Annotated in this window: 15 protein-coding genes and 3 pseudogenes; 5 read left to right on the plus strand and 13 right to left on the minus strand. The window is 65.0% G+C overall.

Going from position 1 to position 19,868, the window contains the following annotated elements; translation table 11 throughout:
• Positions 1 to 110: 110 nt before the first annotated feature.
• Both A5636_RS00640 and A5636_RS00645 read left to right on the plus strand, forming a co-directional pair.
• Entirely contained in the window at positions 111 to 1,301 is a 1,191-nt protein-coding gene (locus A5636_RS00640; protein WP_065156805.1) for a DegT/DnrJ/EryC1/StrS family aminotransferase, read from the plus strand.
• Positions 1,298 to 2,377: a glycosyltransferase gene (locus A5636_RS00645; RefSeq protein WP_065156770.1), complete on the plus strand. Its 1,080-nt coding sequence runs from the start codon at positions 1,298 to 1,300 to the stop codon at positions 2,375 to 2,377. Before A5636_RS00640 ends, A5636_RS00645 begins: the two co-directional genes overlap by 4 nt.
• Here the strand turns inward: A5636_RS00645 and A5636_RS25145 are convergent.
• The 6 genes and pseudogenes from A5636_RS25145 to guaB form a co-directional block, all read right to left on the minus strand.
• Entirely contained in the window at positions 2,295 to 2,906 is a 612-nt protein-coding gene (locus A5636_RS25145) for a class I SAM-dependent methyltransferase (RefSeq protein ID WP_172827126.1), read from the minus strand. The genes A5636_RS00645 and A5636_RS25145 overlap by 83 nt on opposite strands.
• A 311-nt stretch (positions 2,907 to 3,217) precedes the next feature.
• Positions 3,218 to 4,774, minus strand: a pseudogene (locus A5636_RS00655) (FAD/NAD(P)-binding protein); the annotation flags it as partial.
• Between the two features lie 79 nt (positions 4,775 to 4,853).
• Positions 4,854 to 5,549 (minus strand): dTDP-4-amino-4,6-dideoxyglucose formyltransferase, encoded by a 696-nt coding sequence (locus A5636_RS00660; RefSeq protein WP_065156772.1) that lies wholly within the window; start codon positions 5,547 to 5,549, stop codon positions 4,854 to 4,856.
• 97 nt (positions 5,550 to 5,646) lie between these two features.
• Positions 5,647 to 7,392, minus strand: a complete 1,746-nt coding sequence (locus tag A5636_RS00665; RefSeq protein WP_065156773.1) for a GMC oxidoreductase — start codon at positions 7,390 to 7,392, stop codon at positions 5,647 to 5,649.
• 44 nt (positions 7,393 to 7,436) lie between these two features.
• Positions 7,437 to 8,564 carry a GuaB3 family IMP dehydrogenase-related protein gene (locus A5636_RS00670; protein ID WP_065156774.1) on the minus strand — a complete coding sequence of 376 codons (1,128 nt, stop codon included), beginning with the start codon at positions 8,562 to 8,564 and terminating at the stop codon, positions 7,437 to 7,439.
• Positions 8,565 to 8,581: 17 nt separating this feature from the next.
• Positions 8,582 to 10,180 carry an IMP dehydrogenase gene (gene guaB, locus A5636_RS00675; protein WP_065156775.1) on the minus strand — a complete coding sequence of 533 codons (1,599 nt, stop codon included), beginning with the start codon at positions 10,178 to 10,180 and terminating at the stop codon, positions 8,582 to 8,584.
• Between the two features lie 173 nt (positions 10,181 to 10,353).
• Here guaB and A5636_RS00680 point away from each other — a divergent pair, with 173 nt between their 5' ends.
• A complete protein-coding gene (locus A5636_RS00680) occupies positions 10,354 to 10,767 on the plus strand; it encodes a DUF5319 domain-containing protein (protein ID WP_065156806.1) in 414 nt (137 codons plus the stop codon).
• Positions 10,768 to 11,311: 544 nt separating this feature from the next.
• Here A5636_RS00680 and A5636_RS27790 read toward each other — a convergent pair.
• From A5636_RS27790 to A5636_RS00700, 3 genes and pseudogenes are all read right to left on the minus strand, one after another.
• Positions 11,312 to 11,977 (minus strand): annotated as a pseudogene (locus tag A5636_RS27790) (anti-sigma-D factor RsdA); the annotation flags it as partial.
• On the minus strand, positions 11,970 to 12,545 hold the full coding sequence (sigD, locus tag A5636_RS00695) for an ECF RNA polymerase sigma factor SigD (protein WP_065156807.1): 576 nt from the start codon (positions 12,543 to 12,545) through the stop codon (positions 11,970 to 11,972). The pseudogene A5636_RS27790 and the gene sigD, both read right to left, overlap by 8 nt.
• Positions 12,546 to 12,625: 80 nt before the next feature.
• A complete protein-coding gene (locus A5636_RS00700) occupies positions 12,626 to 13,429 on the minus strand; it encodes a hypothetical protein (RefSeq protein WP_155763482.1) in 804 nt (267 codons plus the stop codon).
• Positions 13,430 to 13,844: 415 nt separating this feature from the next.
• Between A5636_RS00700 and A5636_RS00705 the strand changes: the two genes are divergently transcribed.
• Complete coding sequence (locus A5636_RS00705; protein ID WP_065156808.1) at positions 13,845 to 14,153, plus strand: WhiB family transcriptional regulator; 309 nt, start codon at positions 13,845 to 13,847, stop codon at positions 14,151 to 14,153.
• Between the two features lie 54 nt (positions 14,154 to 14,207).
• On the opposite strand, the gene A5636_RS00710 is transcribed toward A5636_RS00705, so the two are convergent.
• Both A5636_RS00710 and A5636_RS00715 read right to left on the minus strand, forming a co-directional pair.
• Positions 14,208 to 15,263 (minus strand): DUF4185 domain-containing protein, encoded by a 1,056-nt coding sequence (locus tag A5636_RS00710; protein WP_065156779.1) that lies wholly within the window; start codon positions 15,261 to 15,263, stop codon positions 14,208 to 14,210.
• Between the two features lie 21 nt (positions 15,264 to 15,284).
• Complete coding sequence (locus A5636_RS00715; RefSeq protein WP_065156809.1) at positions 15,285 to 16,208, minus strand: LLM class F420-dependent oxidoreductase; 924 nt, start codon at positions 16,206 to 16,208, stop codon at positions 15,285 to 15,287.
• A gap of 129 nt (positions 16,209 to 16,337) precedes the next feature.
• Here A5636_RS00715 and A5636_RS00720 point away from each other — a divergent pair, with 129 nt between their 5' ends.
• Entirely contained in the window at positions 16,338 to 17,117 is a 780-nt protein-coding gene (locus A5636_RS00720) for a superoxide dismutase family protein (protein ID WP_065156780.1), read from the plus strand.
• Between the two features lie 20 nt (positions 17,118 to 17,137).
• Here A5636_RS00720 and A5636_RS00725 read toward each other — a convergent pair whose 3' ends face one another.
• Complete coding sequence (locus A5636_RS00725; protein WP_065156781.1) at positions 17,138 to 18,001, minus strand: alpha/beta fold hydrolase; 864 nt, start codon at positions 17,999 to 18,001, stop codon at positions 17,138 to 17,140.
• Positions 18,002 to 18,230: 229 nt separating this feature from the next.
• Positions 18,231 to 19,735: pseudogene (locus tag A5636_RS00730) on the minus strand (adenylate/guanylate cyclase domain-containing protein).
• Positions 19,736 to 19,868: the final 133 nt, after the last annotated feature.

Raw genomic sequence — 19,868 nt, forward strand, 5'->3', positions numbered from 1 at the left:
CCTCGCTTCAGAGTTGGTATCGTCCGCGATCATCCGTGCTCACCTAGTAGACCGAGTTGACTCCTTCATATAACAAGATCGGGACCCATCACGGCTCGTCGCTGGAGCGGGTGGCCAGGCTGCACGCATCTCGGACCGCCCCCCGGTCGCGGTCCACACCCGCCTCGACGGTCGCTGAAATCCCGTTCATCCGTCCGAGCTTTCCCGGGCCGGCCGAACTCGCCGAGGATTTCGGGCAGATCGCCGATGCCAACTGGTACACCAATTTCGGGCCCAAAGAGCGGCAGTTCGCTCGTGCCATGGGTGACTATCTGGGCCCGGATTTGCACGTTGCCACGACGGCGAACGGCACTATGGCACTGATCGCCGCCCTGCACCTCACGTTGGGGGCGGGCAATCGCGACCGCTACATCCTGATGCCATCATTCACCTTTGTCGGCGTAGCGCAGGCGGCCCTGTGGACGGGGTACCGGCCGTGGTTCATCGATATCGACGCGGAGGCCTGGCAACCGTCGGTCCACTCGGCCCGGTCGGTCCTGGAACGTTCCCGCGACCAGATCGCCGGCATTGTCCTGGCCAATATCTTCGGCGTCGGGAACCCGCAGATCGACGCCTGGGAGGCACTCTCCGCCGAGTGGGATCTGCCGATGGTCGTAGACTCCGCGGCCGCATTCGGTTCGAAGTACGCGGACGGCACCCGCGTCGGCGGACGGGGTGACTGTGAGATCTTCTCCCTGCATGCGACCAAGCCGTTCGCTGTCGGCGAGGGTGGCGCCTTGGCGTCCCGCAATCCCCAAATCATCAAGCAGGCATACACGTTTCAAAACTTCGGCTTTGCGGACTCCCGCGAATCCGCGCATTTCGGGACGAACGCGAAGCTACAGGAGATCAACGCCGCAATCGGGCTGCGCCAACTCCGCAACCTCAATAACCGTCTCGCCAGTCGCCGCAACGTGTTCGAGAGCTATCGTGCCGGTCTGGCCGACGCGGGAGTGCGCTTCCAGCAGAATGCCGAAACGTCGTCGCTCTGCTTTGCCAGCGCCTGCTTCACGTCCCCCGAACATAAGGCCGCGGTCATGGCCAGCCTGCATGGCGACAGGATCCGGGCTCGTGATTACTACAACCCGCCCCAACACCGGCATCCGTACTTCAGCAGCAATAGCGAGCTGCTCAAGTCCACCGAAATGCCTGTCACCGAAGACATTTGCTCGCGGATAGTGTCGTTGCCTGTGCACGATCACATGGCCGACGCCGACGTTGCGCGCGTCGTCGCCGCGGTTCGGGAAGGACAGGGCCGGTGACGAAGACGCTTGGTTCCACATCGCCGCCAGCGCGCCCGAAGGTCAGCATCGTTTCGGTCACCTACAACCACGAGTCCTACATTCGCGATGCTCTCGACAGCTTCGTAGCCCAGCAGACCGACTTTCCGGTTGAGGTCGTCATCGCCGATGATGCCTCCACGGACTCCACACCCAAGATCATCCAGGAATACGCCGACCGTCATCCGGACCTGTTTCGGCCGATCCTTCGGTCCGAAAACATCGGCGTCCTAGCCAATTTCACAGACGCCTTGTCAGCTGCGCGCGGCGAATACCTCGCGCTCTGTGAAGGAGATGATTACTGGACCGACCCATTGAAACTGGCCAAACAGGTGGCGTATCTCGACCAGCATCCCGAGACGACGGTCTGCTTCCACCCTGTCCGTGTGTCCCATGAGGACGGCCGAGTCGGCGACGTCGAGTTCCCGCCGAAGGCCTGGTGGCACGACTTCAGTGTAAATGCTTTAATCGCACGGAATTTCATTCAGACCAACTCGGTCGTTTATCGGCGCCTGGCGCGCTACGACGACATACCGGCCGGCATCATGCCTTTGGACTGGTACTTGCATGTGCGGCACGCGATCGGCGGTGGGATCGCCATGCTGCCCGAGACAATGGCGGTTTATCGTCGTCACCCGCAAGGCATTTGGTACTTGGCCGATACCGACCGTTCAAAGTTCTGGGCGGTGCAAGGCCGAAGTGTGATTGGCACGCTCGACGCTATGCTCGGGCTTTTTCCCGGCGACGACGTCCGTGAGCAGATTGTCGGCGAAGTGTGCGCATGGGCCTTGCGCGAGATCGCCAGGGTGCCAGGGCCGGAGGCCCGAACCGTCCTGCTGGAGGCCATCACGAACTATCCGCGGGTTGCGATGCTGGCGCTTCAGCACCACTGGACCGAGACGCCGTTGCGGCTGGCTAAGCGTCGGTTCTTCGCCCACACGTCCAGCGTCAAGGGCCTTGTGCGTGCCGCCCGCGTCAAACGCCAGATGCAACCGGGGCCGGTCGTCGCTCCGCCACAGGCTTCTGCACGACATACAGCACGGAGCCGGGCGCGATAGCGTGCCGGGCGAACATCTCTTCGCCGAAGGTGTGGCTGTCAAGGGCGGAAAGTTCGAACCCGCTCTGACGGATCCGTGAGCAGAGGGTGGCGCGGTCGTAGAGACGTAGATGGTCGCCCTGAGCGAAGCGCCGCCACCGCTCACCTTCGTCGGTCACCGCGGGATCTTCGTCGAAGCTGCCCTCCGGAGTCACCGGCGTCATGATGATGCCGCGTCCGCCAGGTGTGAGTATTCGGTAGAGCTCGTCCAGTGCGCGGGCATCGTCAGAGACGTGCTCCAGAACGTGGGAGCACAGGAAGAAGTCGACGGAGGCGTCGGAATAAGTTGGCATGTCGACGATGTCGACGATGTCGTCTACGCCGTCCATCATCAGATCCGCGGTCCGGTAATGAAGATCGTCCCGGCTCTGCAGGAAAGCCGCGAGCGGCGTCGACGGCGCGAACTCAACCACGCGCCGTCTCGGACCGGGCGGCAGGAAGCTGTCGATGTAGAGCTTGTAGAGCCGGTCCCGGTCAGTGGAACCACACATCGGGCAAAGGTACCGGCGATGGTTCAGTGCCTCGAAATCATCTAAGCCATAGGGGAACCCGTACCTGGCGAGGGTGCGGCCGAGCATGCGAGTAATGCTCCTGAACCGAACCCGGTGTCGGCAGATGTTGCACTGACCTCGGCCGGTGAAGTACAGGCTGCGCAGGAAGCTACGGGTGTCTACGGGCAGCATTGGTGTCAATCCCTAACCATCGAGGTCGAGCGGATGCCCGCTCGCCCCAGGCCTCGCTGCAGCGGCCGGTGCGGCCGTCGTTGACGCGCCGCCTCCCCGCTGCTCGAATCCGAACCGTCCCGAATCGAGGCAACCAGGCGAACGGCCAGGGATTTTGCCAGCGCACGGATGCGAGGAGCGTTCTCCGCGTGCCAGAAGCGGATTGTGGAATTGAAGTTTCCACCGATCAGCGGTCCGATCACCCACAGTCCCGGGCTTGCCTCGAAATCGGCGTTCACCAGCAGACCGCGGTTAGTGCGATTCGGACGGCACAAGCCGTTCTGCATCATGCTGGTCAGCAGCGGCGACGAACATGCGTCCACTTCCTCGAATCCGCCGCAATTTACCACCGCTGCAAACGATTCGGGGTGGGTCTGCGGGCCCTGCCGGGTGCGGTAACGCACCGTGGCGAGTGGCTGGCCGGACGCGCACGCAGCTACGCTCAGCACTTCACCCGCCAGCATATTGAGCTTGCCTTCGGCGGCCAGCTCGTCTGCTGCCTGACGACAATCCCGGCCCGCGCGCCGCACCAGTTTGGTGAAGTTCATCCCGTGCACGCAGTAAAACTCCTCCTGCTGCGCGGAATCCATCTGCCCCAGCGCCCGTCCCAATAGGGCGCCGATGCCGTCGTACAGGTCAGCGAGGTTGAGGCAACGTTGTTCGGCGGTTCCGAGGTCAGCACGAACGGCCGCCATAAGATCCGCCGCCGCAATGGTTTTCGAGGACAGCAATGAATTCAGTCGCGGGAAATCGAACTCCGGCGGCTGCTCGCAGATTTCGTAGGGAAGCATGCCGGAGCGAGAGATGACGGTGATGGAGTCAACGCGGTCGCGGATGCGCGTGTCGTGACGCAGGAGGTAGAGCGCTTCCAGCGATGTGGCGTTCGAACCCACAATCAACACGTTGCACTTTTCACCCGGCTCGACACGCTCCAAAGACTCGCGCAGCCGATCGATGTTGTTGTCCCCGTTGGGAAAATACAGATCATTGATGTAGGTGAAGGTGGGTTCGACATTGCCGGCCAGGATTGTCTTGGGCGGCGGGCTGCCGATAGCCAGCACCACCCCGCGCGCGTCGATCTGGGTCGGGGCGTCGCCAGGCGGCTGCAGACCGATGATGTAGCGTCCGGCCGCGCTTCGGGCGTTGACGGCTTCGGCGCGGATGGGCACTATCTCGGCCAGGTTCAGCTCGTTGAGAGTGGCGATTGCGGCACTCACCTCTTCTGTGATGAACATGCCAAAAACATTGCGAGGCAGGTAAAGTCCACCCCAACGATTGGCGTCCAACGCTTCGCGGTTGTCGTTGATCCAGCGCTTTGCGGCCTCACCGCCTTCGGCACTGAAACGGGCTAACCACCGCTGCTTGTTGTGCTGCAGCCAGGCGGTGTACGCGGACTTCTCGGCTCCGTAGACGAAGTCATCGAACTTCTGGATGGCCAGCGAACGGACGCTGGACCGTTGACCGTAGGCGATTCCGCACCAGAATTGCGCATCACGCTCGACGACGGCGATCCGCAACTTCTCCCGCGGCGGGTTGCTCAGCAGACCCGAAGCCAACTCCAGCAACGTCATCGAACTGGCGATGCCGCTTCCGATGAAGACGAGGTCGAATGACGATGGAGCGGTCGTCGACAGCACGCGCTCCACCTTCCGATCACCTTGCTGATTTAGGGCAGGCTAACATAACTCCTAACGGGGTGGGCTGCTACCCCAGGCTTCAGCTCTCGTCGGGTTCAAGGACGATGCGGACGAACACCTTGCGTCCTGAGTCGTCGACGAACCACGCGTTGCGGAATTCGTCGTGGGTCAACGCGCGCAGGCGGTTGAGGAACTGGCCGAACGTTCCTTGTTCGTCGAGATCCAGCTGCCGGAGTCGGGCGAAGTCCTTCTTCAGGTTGAGGTTTCCCTCGCCCGGCATCGGCGTAGCGGTGTAGTTGCCGTCGCGGATAGCCGCGAAGTGTTCAAGCACCAGTTCACGCTCGGCCTGCATCAGCCGGGCATAGACAGTCCCCGACGTATCCCAGGATTCAATCGCGCACTCCCGCTGGGCAATGATCGGCCCGTGGTCGAGTTGCTCGTCCATCTCGTGGATGGTCACCCCGACCTTCTGCCCGTCGAGGATCGAGAAGACCTGCGGAAACCAGCCGCGGTTATAGGGATTCAGTCCGGGATGGACGTTCACGCACCGCACCCCGTCGAGGAGCGCGTCGGGGAACTTCTGCTTGCAGTGCAGCGAGAAGACGAGACCATAGGTGTCCACGATGTCCTCGACGCGTTCTTTGACGTCGAGTCGCGCAACGTCCGGCAATTGGCCGATTGGAGTTTGATAGACGTCGACATCGTCGTAGGTGGCCTGCAACTCTACCGCGAGGGCGTGGGCCTGGATGTTGTCGGTCAGGATCAGGGTTCTCATGTCCCGCGCACCCTACGACACGTTGGTGCGGTCCGATGAACCGCACCGCTGCGGCAACTGCGCCCGCCCGAGGGCCAACCCGGTGGGCTGAGAACAGTTAGCTCGCGTCGGCCGTCGGGGCGATTTCCTCCATCGACAACCGACGCAACGCGCCGGGCGCGTCGGCGGGCACCGCGGGATGCTCGGGCTCAATCGGGTCCAGCCGCCGGTAGGCCTCGCCCTGCGCGGGCCGCAGGTCGTCCTGCCCCTTGTTGGGCCACAGCGCGGCCGCCCGTTCGGCCTGGGCGGTGATCGAAAGTGACGGGTTCACGCCGAGGTTCGCCGAGATCGCCGCACCGTCCACCACATAGAGGTTCGGGTAGCCGTAGACGCGGTGATACGGGTCGATGACACCGTTGTCCGAACTGTCCCCAATGGCCGCGCCGCCGAGAAAGTGCGCGGTCAGCGGGATGTTGAACAGCTCACCCCAGGTGCCGCCGGCGACACCGTCGATCTTCTTGGCGATGCGGCGGGTGACTTCGTTGCCGACCGGAATCCAGGACGGGTTGGGCTCCCCATGGCCTTGTTTGCTGGTGTACCACCGGACGCCGAGCTTGCCCCGTTTGGTGAAGGTGGTGATCGAGTTGTCCAGGTTCTGCATGACGAGCGCGATCATGGTGCGCTCGCTCCACTGTTTGGTGTTGAGCAACCGGATGATCGCCTTGGGATCCTCGCGGGCCAGCCGGATCAGCTGCCGCCACCGCGGCTCGTCGGTGCCTTCGGGTCCGGAGCCGTCGGTCATCAACGTCTGCAGCAGGCCCATGGCGTTGGAACCCTTGCCGTAGCGGACCGGTTCGACGTGGGTGTCCGAGGTCGGGTGGATCGATGACGTGATGGCCACGCCGTGCGTCAGGTCCAGGTCCGGCGATACCTTCAGCCGTGCGGCGCCGACGATCGACTCGGAGTTGGTGCGAGTCAGCACCCCGAGTCGGTTGGATAGCCGCGGCAGCTTGCCTTTGTCGCGCATGTTGAACAGCAGGTGCTGGGTGCCCCAGGTGCCCGCGGCGAGGATGAGGTGGTTGGCGGTGAAGGTGCGGCGGTCGCGACGCAGCCAGCTTCCGGTGCGCACGGTCTGCACCTCCCACACGCCGTCGGAGCGCTGCTCGAAATTTTTCACCGTCGTCATCGGGATAACTTCTGCCCCACCGGCTTCCGCGAGGTAAAGGTAGTTCTTCAGCAACGTGTTCTTGGCGCCGAAGCGGCAGCCCGTCATGCAGCAACCGCATTCCAGGCAGCCGGTGCGCTCCGGTCCGGCACCGCCGAAGTAGGGGTCCGGCACCTTCTCACCCGGCGTCTTGGTGCCATTCGGACCAAAAAACACCCCGACCGGGGTCGGCACAAAGGTATCGCCGCAACCCATTTCGTCGGCCACTTCTTTGACGATCCGGTCGGCGTCGGTGAACGTCGGGTTGTAAACCACCCCCAGCATGCGTTGCGCCTGCTCGTAATGCGGCATCAATTCCGAGCGCCAGTCGGTGATGTCGCGCCACTGCGGGTCGTTGAAGAAGGGGTCGTTCGGGATGTACAGCGTGTTCGCGTAATTCAGCGATCCGCCGCCGACTCCCGCACCGGCCAGGATCATCACGTTCTTCAGCGGATGGATCCGCTGGATTCCGTAGCAACCCAGCCTGGGCGCCCACAGGAATTTGCGCAGCTCCCATGAGGTTTTGGCGAAGTCGTCGTCGGCGTAGCGCTTGCCGGCCTCCAGCACGCCGACCCGGTAACCCTTCTCGGTGAGTCGCAGCGCACTCACGCTGCCACCGAATCCCGAACCGATAATCAGGACGTCATAATCAGGCTGCATTGCAGCAGTATGACCGGCTTTACATCGGGGTCGAACAGCAACCCCTAGGTGCTCACTGTCAAGCCGACCTTCTGGAATTCCTTGAGGTCACAGTACCCGGCCTTGGCCATCGAACGCCGCAGGCCCCCAACAAGATTCAGCGCACCGAATGGGTCGTCGGAGGGCCCGTTGAGGACGCGTTCCAACGGCGGCCGTTCACCGACGGCGATCTGGAGCAACGCGCCCCGCGGCAGCGAGGGATGGGCGGCCGCAGCCGGCCAGAACCAGCCGTCGCCGAGCGCCTCGGCGGATTCGGCCAGCGGCGTACCCAGCACCACCGCGTCAGCGCCGCAGGCGATCGCCTTGGCCAGTTCACCAGAGGTGTGGATGTCCCCGTCGGCCAGCACATGGACGTAGCGTCCGCCGGTTTCGTCGAGGTACTCGCGGCGTGCGGCGGCGGCGTCGGCGATGGCGGTGGCCATCGGGACGCTGATGCCCAGCACCTCGTCGGTGGTGGTCACGCCGCGCGTGGAGCCGTAGCCGACGATGACACCGGCTGCGCCGGTCCGCATCAGATGCAGGGCGGTGCGATGGTCCTGCACGCCGCCGGCGACGACGGGGATGTCGAGTTCGGAGATGAAGGTCTTCAAGTTCAGCGGCTCGCCGTTGCTGGCCACCCGCTCGGCGGAGACGATGGTGCCCTGGATGACCAGCAGGTCGATCCCGGCTTGCAGCAACATGGGCGTCAGCGTCTGAACGGTTTGCGGGCTGAGCCGCACCGCGGTGGTGACGCCGGCCTCGCGAATGCGCGCCACCGCGGCGCCGAGCAGGTCGGGGTTCAGCGGAGCCGCGTGCAGTTCCTGCAGTAGCCGGATCGCCGCCGACGGTTCGGGCTCCTTGGTGGCGGCCTCGACAAGCTGGGCGATCTTGGACTCCACGTCGGAGTGCCGGCCGATCAGCCCCTCCCCGTTGAGCACCGCCAGCCCCCCGAGCCGACCGAGTTCGATGGCGAACTCCGGAGAGACCAGGGCGTCGGTGGGGTGCGCCAAAACCGGGATTTCGAATCGGTAGGCGTCCAACTGCCAGGCCGTGGACACGTCCTGCGACGAACGGGTGCGCCGTGACGGCACGATGTTGATATCGCTGAGTTCATACGTGCGACGGGCGCTGCGGCCCATGCCGATCTCGACCATGTGGATGTCCGTGGGCTCTACCGTGAGTAGTAGTTGGGCGCTTCGACAGTCATGGCGACGTCGTGTGGATGGCTCTCTTTCAGCCCCGCCGGCGTGATCCGGACGAACTGCGCCTGTTGCAACACTTCGATGGTGGGCGCGCCGGTGTACCCCATGGCAGCCCGCAAGCCGCCGGTCAACTGGTGGATCACCGATCCGAGTGGGCCGCGGAACGGCACCCGGCCCTCGATGCCCTCGGGCACCAGCTTGTCCTCGGAGAGCGCGTCGTCGGCGAAGTAGCGGTCCTTGGAGAAGGACTTCGTGCCGTTGCGGCCTTGCATCGCCCCCAGCGACCCCATGCCGCGGTAGCTCTTGTACTGCTTGCCGTTGACGAAGATCAGCTCGCCGGGCGCCTCGGCAGTCCCGGCCAGCAGCGAACCGAGCATCGCCGTCGACGCGCCGGCGGCCAGCGCCTTGGCGATGTCGCCGGAGTACTGCAGTCCCCCGTCGGCGATCACCGGCACACCCGCTGGCCGGCACACCGCGACGGCTTCCAGGATCGCCGTGATTTGTGGCGCGCCGACCCCGGCGACCACCCGGGTGGTGCAGATGGAACCGGGACCCACACCCACCTTCACCGCGTCCGCGCCCGCGTCGACCAGTGCCGCGGCCGCCGACCGAGTGGCCACGTTGCCGCCCACCACCTGGACGCGGTCTCCGACCTCGAGCTTGAGCTTGCTCACCATGTCGAGCACCAACCGGTTGTGGGCGTGCGCGGTGTCGACCACCAGCACGTCGACTCCCGCATCCACCAGCATCATGGCGCGCACCCAGGCGTCGCCGCCGACGCCCACCGCGGCGCCCACCAGCAAGCGCCCGTCGCTGTCCTTGGTGGCCAACGGGTGTTGCTCGGTCTTCACGAAATCCTTGACCGTGATCAGCCCGGTGAGCCGGCCGCGGCCATCCACGATCGGCAACTTCTCGATCTTGTTGCGGCGCAGCAGGCCCAGCGCCGCCGACGCGCTCACCCCTTCCTGGGCGGTGATTAGCGGCGCTTTCGTCATCACCTCGGCGACCTGCCTGGACTGGTCCACCTCGAACCGCATATCGCGGTTGGTGATGATGCCGACCAGCGCGCCGTCGTCATCGACGACCGGCAGGCCGGAGATACGGAACCGGGCGCACAGCGCGTCGACCTGGGCCAGCGTGTTGTCCGGACGGCAGGTGACCGGATCGGTGACCATGCCGGCCTCGGACCGCTTCACCATCTCCACCTGTCCGGCCTGTTCGGCAACGGGCAGGTTGCGGTGCAGCACGCCCATGCCGCCGGCACGGGCCATCGCGATCGCCATGCGGGACTCGGTGACTGTGTCCATCGCCGAGCTGACCAGCGGCACCTTCAACCGGATCCGCTTGGTGAGCTGACTGGACGTGTCCGCGGTGGCCGGCACCACGTCCGAGGCGGCCGGCAGCAGCAGCACGTCATCGAAGGTCAGCCCCAACATCGCGATCTTGTGCGGGTCGTCACCACCGGTGGGCACGGGGTCGCCCGCGAGGTCGCCCAGCGGGGCGTCGCGCACGTACGGACTGCCGACCAGGTCGGAGCTGTCTTCGAGGTGAGACATGCCACGGGACATCGGTGAGGCCCTCCAGATGCATGTTTGGGTGAGAGAGTTCATCCTATCGGCTTCCGGTGACACTCTTACCCGCAAGCTCTGCGTGGCGCGTCACTGTCTCGAAGTGCCCCCGGCGGAGGGCACGCGCGGACTATTTCTGGCGTTATCGCGGCCCGGCTGCGTAGGCTATGGGGGTGCGTGACCACCTCCCGCCGGGTTTGCCGCCTGACCCTTTCGCCGACGACCCCTGTGACCCGTCGGCCGCATTGGAGGCCGTCGACCCGGGCCAGCCGCTCGATCAGCAAGAACGGTTAGCTGTCGAAGCCGATCTCGCCGACTTAGCGGTTTACGAAGCGCTGTTGGCGCACAGGGGAATTCGCGGGCTCGTGGTGTGCTGTGACGAATGCCAGCAGGACCACTACCACGATTGGGACATGCTGCGCGCGAACCTGCTACAGCTGCTCATCGACGGCACCGTCCGCCCGCACGAACCGGCGTACGACCCGGAACCCGATGCGTACGTCACGTGGGATTACTGCCGCGGATACGCCGACGCCTCGCTCAACGAAGCGACCTCAGACGCGGACGGCTTCCGGCGCCACCTGTAAGCCTGCTTTGAGCTGAATTCGCTCAGGGCGTAGGGCTGGCCGGGAACGGTGTTCTCGGCGTAGCCGGCCCCGATGCCCTGTCCCACAGTTGGCCCGACGGTGTCGGCACGGTAGTTGCACCCGCCGCGGGCGAGGTGACCGTCGCTCCAGGTGTCGCCGACGTGCTCGGCTTGGGCGCTCCCTGCGACGCCGGCGCCGAAGTGGTGGGCGCCGAAGTGGTGGGCGCCGAAGTGGTGGGCGCGGCGGGCGCCGAAGTCGCCGGCGCGGTGGGCGCCGACGTCGCCGGCGCGGTGGGCGCCGACGTCGCGGGCGCGGTGGTCGCTGACGTCGCGGGCGGGGCGGGCGTCGAAGTCGCGGACGTCGATTCCTGCCGGGTTGTGGTGGTCGTGGTCGTGGTCGTGGTCGAAGTCGTCGTCGTCGCGGACTGCGAGGGAGCCGGTTGCGTGGTCGCGGGGGTCGACTCGGCCGGGACCGTGGTGGTCGCGGGTGCCGACTCCGACGGGACCGTGGTGGTCGGATCGGTCGCCTCGGCGGGCGCACCGGGCGGCGTCCACGAATTTGTCGGGCCCTCCGGAGCCGACTGGGTGCTGGGCGGGGACGCGGGCCGCACGGTCGCGTTGGGATCGCGCTTTTCCACCTTGGTGTTCAGTTGGGTGACCTCGTCCAGCAGTCCCTGCCGTCGGCTGCCGTCGTTGACTCCCTGCAGAGTGCTGCTCACTTCGGCCAGCTGCGTTTGGGCCTGATCCCACTGCCCCTGGTCGATCATCTGCTGAACCTTGGCCAGATCGGCCTTGGCGGACAACATGATCTGATCGTCGCTGACCCTCGGCTCGTTGAACATCATGGCGTGCAGCCCGTACAACAGGTCGCCCGGACGGGCATCAGCCACCACGGCGCCGAATCCGCTGAGCATGAGCAGGGTCGCGGCCACCGACCCGACCGCCGCCAAGCCGCGACGGCCCCGCCCGCGGTCCATCATTCCGGCCCGCAGCGCGTCCTCGGCTTCGTCTTGGGACACCAGCGCACTGGCCGGTGGCCACCTGAGATCGTCGCGCCAATCGCCCAGCAGCGCGGTCAAGGCATCGCGCTCGGGATCGCCGAGGGCGACTTCGCTACGGGCTGCCAGCGCATCGAGCAGCAAATCGGTGTGAGCCACGCTGTCCAGCCCCGGGCGCTCGCCCCAGGACTTGCCGAAATCTGAATTACGCATATTCACCTGCCGCGACGATCTCGTCTCTCAACCGCTGAAGGGCGCGATGCTGGGCCACCCGAACCGCTCCCGTAGTGCTGCCGACCGCGGCCGCGGTCTCCTCGGCGCTCAGACCCACCACCACACGCAGGACCAGGATCTCGCGTTGTTTGGCGGGCAGGATCTCGAGCAGCTCATTCATTCGAGTCACCGAATCGGCTTCGATGGCCCGCTGTTCGGGTCCGGCGTCCACCGAACGGCGCTCGGGCACTTCTTCGGCGGGATAAGCCAGATTGCGGCCTGCGGCGCGGTGGGCATCGGCAACCTTGTGTGCCGCAATGCCGTAGAGGAAAGCCAGGAACGGGCGTCCTCGGTCCCGGTAGCGCGGCAGCGCGGTAATGGTGGCCAAGCAGACCTCCTGAGCCACGTCATCTGCTGACAGGCCACTCCGCTCGACCGTGCCGACTCGCGCTCGGCAATATCGGACGACGATCGGACGAATGGTCTCCAGCACCTCCCGAAGGGCATTCCGGTCCCCTGCAGCGGCCTCCGCGACCACAGCGTCGAGACGTTCCCCTTGCATTGTCATCGACGCTGGTTTCTCCAAAGTCACAAACGGGACTCATCCCGGGCTAACTCGCTGATCGACAATAACGGGCGGACAGAGTGTCAGGCGGTACGCCAAGTTCCGCCAGCGCGTTGCACCTCACCTGCGCAAATATCCCGGATTTCAAGGAGTTCGCGCAGCCCCTGTGCTTCAACCGTGACGCTTCCGGTATCGATCAGCAAGCAAGCCAAGGCCCACCGCAGAGGCCGCAATCCCAGGGGGGCGGTGTCTTGGAGCGCGCGCTGCGCCACACTGCGGGCTCGCTCGATCGCCCCGGCGCTGCACAAAGCGGCCGCCAGGACGACCTCGCTCTTGAGCCGGTGGCGCGCCGAGGCACCGGTCATGACCTGCGCCAGCTTGACGGCCTCCTCGGCCCGGATGACGGCGGTTTCACCGTCACCGGAGGCCATCGCAAGTTCCGCGCCCACCCAACACCGACGCACCGCCAGCCGGTCGGCGGTGGCTGCTGGGAGCCGGGCGCCGTCGAGCAACTCGTCGGAACGGATCAACAACGTCTCCGCAGCCGCGAAGCGCCCGACGCCCAGCGCGTCTGCGGCCAGCCCCACTAGCGCGTCGGCGCTCGCTTCGGGATCGTCACCCGCCAAGGCGAACGCCCGGCCGTCCCAGCGGCGCGCCAGGGTGTGCCAGCCGAGCTGACGCAGGAACGACCCCTGCGTGCTGTGCGCCAGCGAGGCCAGCGGTCCCGCCTTGGCCTGTGCGCGCAACAGCGCGAGGTCGGCATAGCCGCTGCCGTACCGACCCTGACCGCCGGCGGCGACCGCACGTAGCCACAGCTGCTCCGGGGTGGTCGCCGTCGGCAACGGCCAGGTGCCTGGTTCGCGGCCGAAAGCGGCTTCGGCCAGCACCTCCGTCGACCCTGAAGCCGCAGAACTGTAACGGGTTTCAATCACCGTGATAGCAGCTCCGGGATTGGTAAAAAGTTTGTGGGTTCTGCGTTACCGGAATATTAATCACAACCCTTCGTGTGCTAATTGCAACCCACCTACAGTAGCCCGCTGAGCAGGAGTTTTCCGATCATCCGCCGATCCTTTTAGCACACCTAGCGGTCAGTTAAAGCAGCACAGATGAACGCGACGTTAATTCTCCTACAACGCCCGTCTATTGCACCACAACATGCCCCTATTGACGCGAATTCGTTAGCACCCCTAGCGTCTAGGAGTGTTCGGTGTAGTCATCGGTGACGCCACTGCCAATTCAGTTGCACTCACCCGGGTCGCGAGCCTGTCCGCGCCAGGTGTGCCGTGCAGAAGGGAATCAGCAATGCCACAACCGGAACAGCTGCCTGGACCCAACGCGGACATCTGGAACTGGCAGTTGCAGGGGCTGTGTCGCGGTGTCGACTCGTCGATGTTCTTCCATCCCGACGGGGAGCGTGGCCGCGCACGCATGCAACGTGAGCAGCGCGCCAAAGAGATGTGCCGCCGCTGCCCGGTGATCGAAGCGTGCCGGACGCACGCGCTTGAAGTCGGCGAGCCCTACGGAGTGTGGGGTGGCCTGTCGGAAGCCGAGCGCGACATCCTGCTGAAGGGTTCGATCGGCCGCGGCCGCGGTATACGTCGCTCGGCCTGATCATCCTAAAGGCGACGCGGCCCGGGGTGCTGAACCCTCTGCGGTCGCAGGCCCCTAACGGTGCGGGTGCACCACAATGTGTTGGGTGTTGTAGATCTGGGGCCCATCTTTCGGCGTGTGCCACTGACTGCCGAAGATGTGCAGGTTGTCCAGGGTGCAACCGGGCAGGATGAACCCGCCGTAATTCTGTGGGACGAAATTGGCCGCGTCCGGATCGTGCTGTTGCATTACCAGCGTCGCCGCGCCGTTGCTGAAGATCTCGTTGGGGGCGCCCCGGCCCACCTGCACCCGGACTGCGCCGAATCCGATCGAGGCGTCGAAGCCCACGAGCACCGGTCTGCCGTCGATTTCCCGGAAACTGAGTTCACCGTAGTTGCCCGGGCTGATCGCTTCGCCGTTTACGTCCCCTGCCCGGCCCCATCCGGCGCCAGTCCAGGGTCGCCAGGCGCTGCGGTCGCTCACCTGAGCGGGGTCCACGCAATACATGGTGACTGGCCGAGTCCGGTCGAACGAGTCCGCAGCGATGTAGACGTTGCCATCGGAGCTCTGGTACCCGCTGATCTGAGTGGGATGGCCAGCATCAGGCAATGGCGTCCACGGCCGCCATGACCGGTCGACGGGTCGCCAACCGGCGGCGGGGTCGTCCGTCACCTTCGCCAACCAGGAACCACCGTCGGGAACAAGGTCCCTGGTGCCGGTGACCATCATGTAGGTCGTCCCGTCGCGCAGCTCAATGCTGCCCGCGGGCAATGTGTTTCGTCCGTGCGCCTGCGGCGGCGGCGGGAAGAGTACGGTGCGACTGCCACTGGGCCCCGTCAGCGGGCGGCCAAAACGCAGCCGACCCGCGGCGTCCACAGACACCGGCACCGCGACCGACGGGTAATGCGGGTCCGCGCCCACATGGTCGCCCCGAAACGCGTCCCCGAAAACCGCGACTTGCTTCCCGTTCGGCAACCGGACCACCTCACCGAGATCGGCAGCGCCGATACCGCGGATACCACGGCGCGCCCCAGTGCCGGCAACCGCGCCAAGATTGCGCGCCTGACCGGGGGCCAGCACCGAGCTCGAGAAGGCAAGCGCTCCCGGCACATTGGACCGGGAACGCTTCATGCCACCCGAATCTAGCGCTAGCTAAGCGTCGACCAAAGGCCGCAGTGCCTCACCTACCTTCGTGATGACGCCTGGGGTGTGACGATGGGTCGGAAGGTTCACGATGACACCGTCGATGCCGACATCGAGGACTCGCCGTTTGATCTCATCGGCAATCTGGTCGATGGTGCCGGTGACCGCTCGACCACCACGCGCTTCACCGATATCGACGCTGGCACCGTACCCGTCCACCACCAACGTCAGCAATGCGCTGGTCTCCAAAGTAGCTGGATCGCGGTCGATTTCGGCACAGCGTTGGCGCAGCACCGCCAGTTTGGCTGGCAGCTGGTCGATGTCGGCGATGAGGTTGAGATGATCGGCGTAGCGAGCGGCCAAGCGAAATGTCTTCTTCTCACCGCTGCCGCCGAGCATGATCGGGATGTGGTCGCGAAAGCGCGGCTCGTTGATCGCGCTCTCCGTGCGGTACCACTTGCCGGAGAAGGTTGGCCGCTCGCCGTGCAGCATTCCGACGATGATCTGCAATGCCTCTTCGAGCTTTTCGAACCGCTCGGTGAAGCTGTCGAATTCGAAACCCAGCTGTTGGTGCTCCAGTTCGAACCAGCCGGCTCCTATCCCCAGGATTGCCCGGCCGGCGCTGATGACGTCCAACGTGGTGATCACCTTGGCCAACAAGGCCGGGTTGCGGTAGGTATTCCCGCTGACGAGTGTGGACAATTGGACCCGCTCAACGGCCGTGGCCAGGCCGCCCAGCGCCGTGTAAGCCTCCAGCATGGGCTCGTCGGGGTCACCCAATCCCGGCAATTGATAGAAGTGGTCCATCAGCAGGACCGTGTCGAAACCGGCAGCCTCTGCCTCTTGTGCCTGGGCCTTGACGGCCGGGAACAGCTCGGCGACGGGCGTGCCGTAGGAGAAGTTGGGAATCTGTAATCCGAGGCGAATAGTCACGCCTTCGTACAAGGCGGCAGTCGCGGGTTTCATTCCACTTCAAGCGCCGCGATCTTCTGGAGAACATGCGGTGCGGTCCTGTGGGTCGATTCCGGTTTCGATCACGACAAATCGGGGTAGGTCCGGGCCATGAATAAGGGCGTATCCGTTGCGGCCGCAGTGCTCACTGCAGCCATCGCACCGTTAGCAGCTTGCGGCAACCAGCAGGGTGGGCAGTCCAACACGTCCACGTCGGGGACTTCGTCCGGATCAGAACGGATGACCACCCAGCTGAAGGGCGTGGACGGAAATCAGGTTGCCACCGCCACGATCGAGTTCACGAACGGCTATGCCACGGTCACGGTGGAGGCCGGACCGAACCAGGTTCTCAGCCCCGGATTCCACGGGCTCCAAATCCACTCAGTGGGCAGATGCGAGCCGAATTCGACATCTGCGGACGGCAATTCGAGCGGACCTTTCAGCTCCGCCGGTGACGTCTATCAAGCCGCGAACCACTCCGGCTACCCTGCCAGCGGTGAGCTGACTGCACTGCAAGTCCGCTCGGACGGCTCCGCGAAATTGGTCACCACAAGCAATCTGTTCACAGCCGCAGACCTTCGGAGCAGTTCCGGTACCGCCCTGGTCATCCATGAGACCGCGGATAATCTGACCGGCAGTCCCAGCGGGGAATCAGGCAAGCGACTGGCGTGCGGCGTGATCGCCGCTGCCTCGACCACGACATCGTCGACGACCACCACGACGACGACGACACCCAGTGTCAGTACGGTCACCACGACCGTCGTTGTGCCGCCCCCGGAGACAAGCACGAGTACCAGCACCAGCACGGTCACCGGTACGAGTACCACCACCAGCATCCCGACCGTCACATCTACGGCGCCGAAGACCCCGACCACGGGTGCCGGGGGCTGACGCTGCGGTCCACCGCAGCGTCATTTCGCGTCTGGTCGACCGCCTGCGGTTAAGTGCCGCAAGATCGCCGGAAACACCACGTCCTGGTGGTCCAAGTGTGGGGCGTGCTTTGCGCCTTCGACCGTGAGCAACTCCGAACGCGGAAATAACCGGGAAACGGGACCGCTGTTTGCATACGGCGCGGCGGAGTCACGGGTGCCCCACACCACCAGCACCGGACGCAGATGCCGTCCCACGCCAGCCCAGCGGTCCCCCGCGTTGACCGGGAAGTTGATCACCGTCGACGCGAATGATTCTGCTATTCCAGGGAATTGGAGCTGTTCACGGGCACGCTGATTATAATCGGGGAACTGCTCGGGCCGACTCAAGTGCTCTCTGTCGAGGCGGTCGACCACATAGCCGATACGTCCCGCCAGAAGTTTGGCTGCACCCGGCAGGCGCAACAGCAGTTTCCCAAGATGCGTCAGCGCTCCGCCCACGTACAGTGCCGGTGCGATCAGCGCGATACTGGCGACCCGTTCGGGTTCCTCGGCAGCAAAGCGGGTGACGATGACCCCGCCCATCGACCAACCGATCAAATGCATGGTCTCGATGCCAAGGTGGTCGACAAGTTCCCGAAGCTGCGCCACGTACAGGTCGAGGTCGTATCGAATGGGCGGCCGGTCGGACAATCCTCGGCCGAGGTGGTCGTAGCGCAGCACCCGGAAACCATGGCCGGCAAGCACTTCGGCGAGCGACTCCCAGGCGTAGCTGGGCGTGACAAGACCGTGCACCAACACCACCCACGGGCCATGATCCCCCACAACGTGGTACGCCGTCACGCCCTGCGATAACGCCGCCGACTCGGCGCCGGCTTGTAACCGCGCCTCCGCGAGTGTGTGCATGCCCCGCAGCCTATTCCTGCCCCACCGGCGCTCAGGGTGCTGCACGCGCCAGCCGCGGCGCGTCCGCTGCCGCAGCGTCGGCTGCCGCGGCGTCCGCTGCCGCAGCCGCGGCGCGTCCGCTGCCGCAGCGCGTCCGCCGGCCGGGTCGCCGCGACACTGCACTCACGCACGCGACACGCCGCGACGAGTGTGCGTGGCTTCAGTCTCGAAGAGAAACCAACGCAGTGCGTCAGGCCGCGGGATGCAAGGCGAAGATTCGTACCTCGACTGACTTACCTTTCACCGGATGCGATCCCCGTTCGACGAGCCCGGGCGGTCGATCAATGAGCGCATCAACGGTCTGATAGGTGAGAAGGATTGCATCACCGGTGGTCTTCGTGAGCTGTTCGACCCGGGCCGCAACATTGACGGCGTCGCCGATCAGGGTGAACTCCAACTTGCCTCCACCACCGATGGTGCCGGCGATCACCACACCGGTGTTGATCCCGATACCGATCCGGAGGGCACCGCCAAACCGTTCACCGACCAGGCGTTGGATCCGCAACGCCGCGTTCACCGCCGCGTCGGCATGGTCGGCACGGTCGTTTGGGGCGTTGAAAGCAGCCAGCGCGCCGTCGCCGAGGAACTTGTTGACATGCCCCCCTGCGTCGACGACCGCGGGCACGACTATGTCGAAGAGTGTGTTCAGGCGGCCAACTGTGTCCTCAGGGGTGTTGGCCTCGGCGAACGTCGTGAAGTCACGAACATCGACGAACATCACGGTCACCTCGCGATATTCGCCGGCGAAGACGTCGTCTCCTTGCTCGAGCAGCCGCGCCGCCAAAGCCGGGTCGACGTAGGTCCCGAACGCGGCCTGAAGTCGTTGCCGCTCAGCCAAACCCGCCTGCATGCGGTTGAACGACGCGGCTAACGCACCAAGGTCGTCATCCTGAATCACCGGCAGGCGTCGCGAATAGTCGCCGACCGCAACACGTTTGGTGCCTTCGGTGAGATGACGTATCGGCTGCAGGGACGGCGCGAAGATGCTGCCGACGGTTATCGGCAGGGCTAGAAAGAGGGTCGCCAGGGAGCCGACGGTTATCCAGAAGACGGTGTCTGATTTCGATCGAACACCGCCGCCGTGATTGCGCCGAACATGGAGAACGCGAACGCCATCGCGAGCATTGAGATGTTCGACCACGCCGCGAACGTGGGTCGCGAGCGCGGCAGCTCGTCACCCATGCCGGTATCGCCCACAATGGCGATCCGTACCGGACGCATCGGCGTTTCCGGCAGACCATGCACCCCGATCAGGTGCGATCCAGTCCCAAAGATGCAAGCCATCACGGCATACTCGACCAGTCGCAGTTCCGTCGCACCGACTAGGACGCCGACAACGAGCGACAAGACGACGGAGCACACGGCAGTGATCGGTAACCCTCGCGCGGTAACGGCGCGGGCCCACGTGTAGGTGGCTTCCAGCGCCCTCGCTGAATCCGCCTCGTCACCCGCGGCCCATCGCTCGACCAGCCGCAGCGGGCCGAGACCCGGCAGGACAATCCCGAGGGCTAACAACAACATCGCAACTCCGGTGGCGCCGACGCCTGCGAGGTAGCAACCGGAGTGTTCGGAAGCAACGATGGCACACGACATGAACAGGTAGACCGGTAAGGCCACCGCGAAACAGGATGCGGTGACGATCCACGAATACCGCGCTCCGTATCGGTCCCATGCCCACTGCAACAAGCGGTCCATTGCGCGAGACTAGATGCTCGTCACTCGCTATAGCACGACACCCCGGCCACCGGGACCGGGGTGTCGGGGAAGCCTTGTCGACAATTGCGGTCCCGCCGGTGCGCGATGTACCACTGCTGCCGAGTCGTAACGC

Origin of the sequence: Mycobacterium asiaticum, from assembly GCF_001673315.1 — a bacterium.
In the GTDB taxonomy this organism is placed as follows: domain Bacteria; phylum Actinomycetota; class Actinomycetes; order Mycobacteriales; family Mycobacteriaceae; genus Mycobacterium; species Mycobacterium asiaticum_B.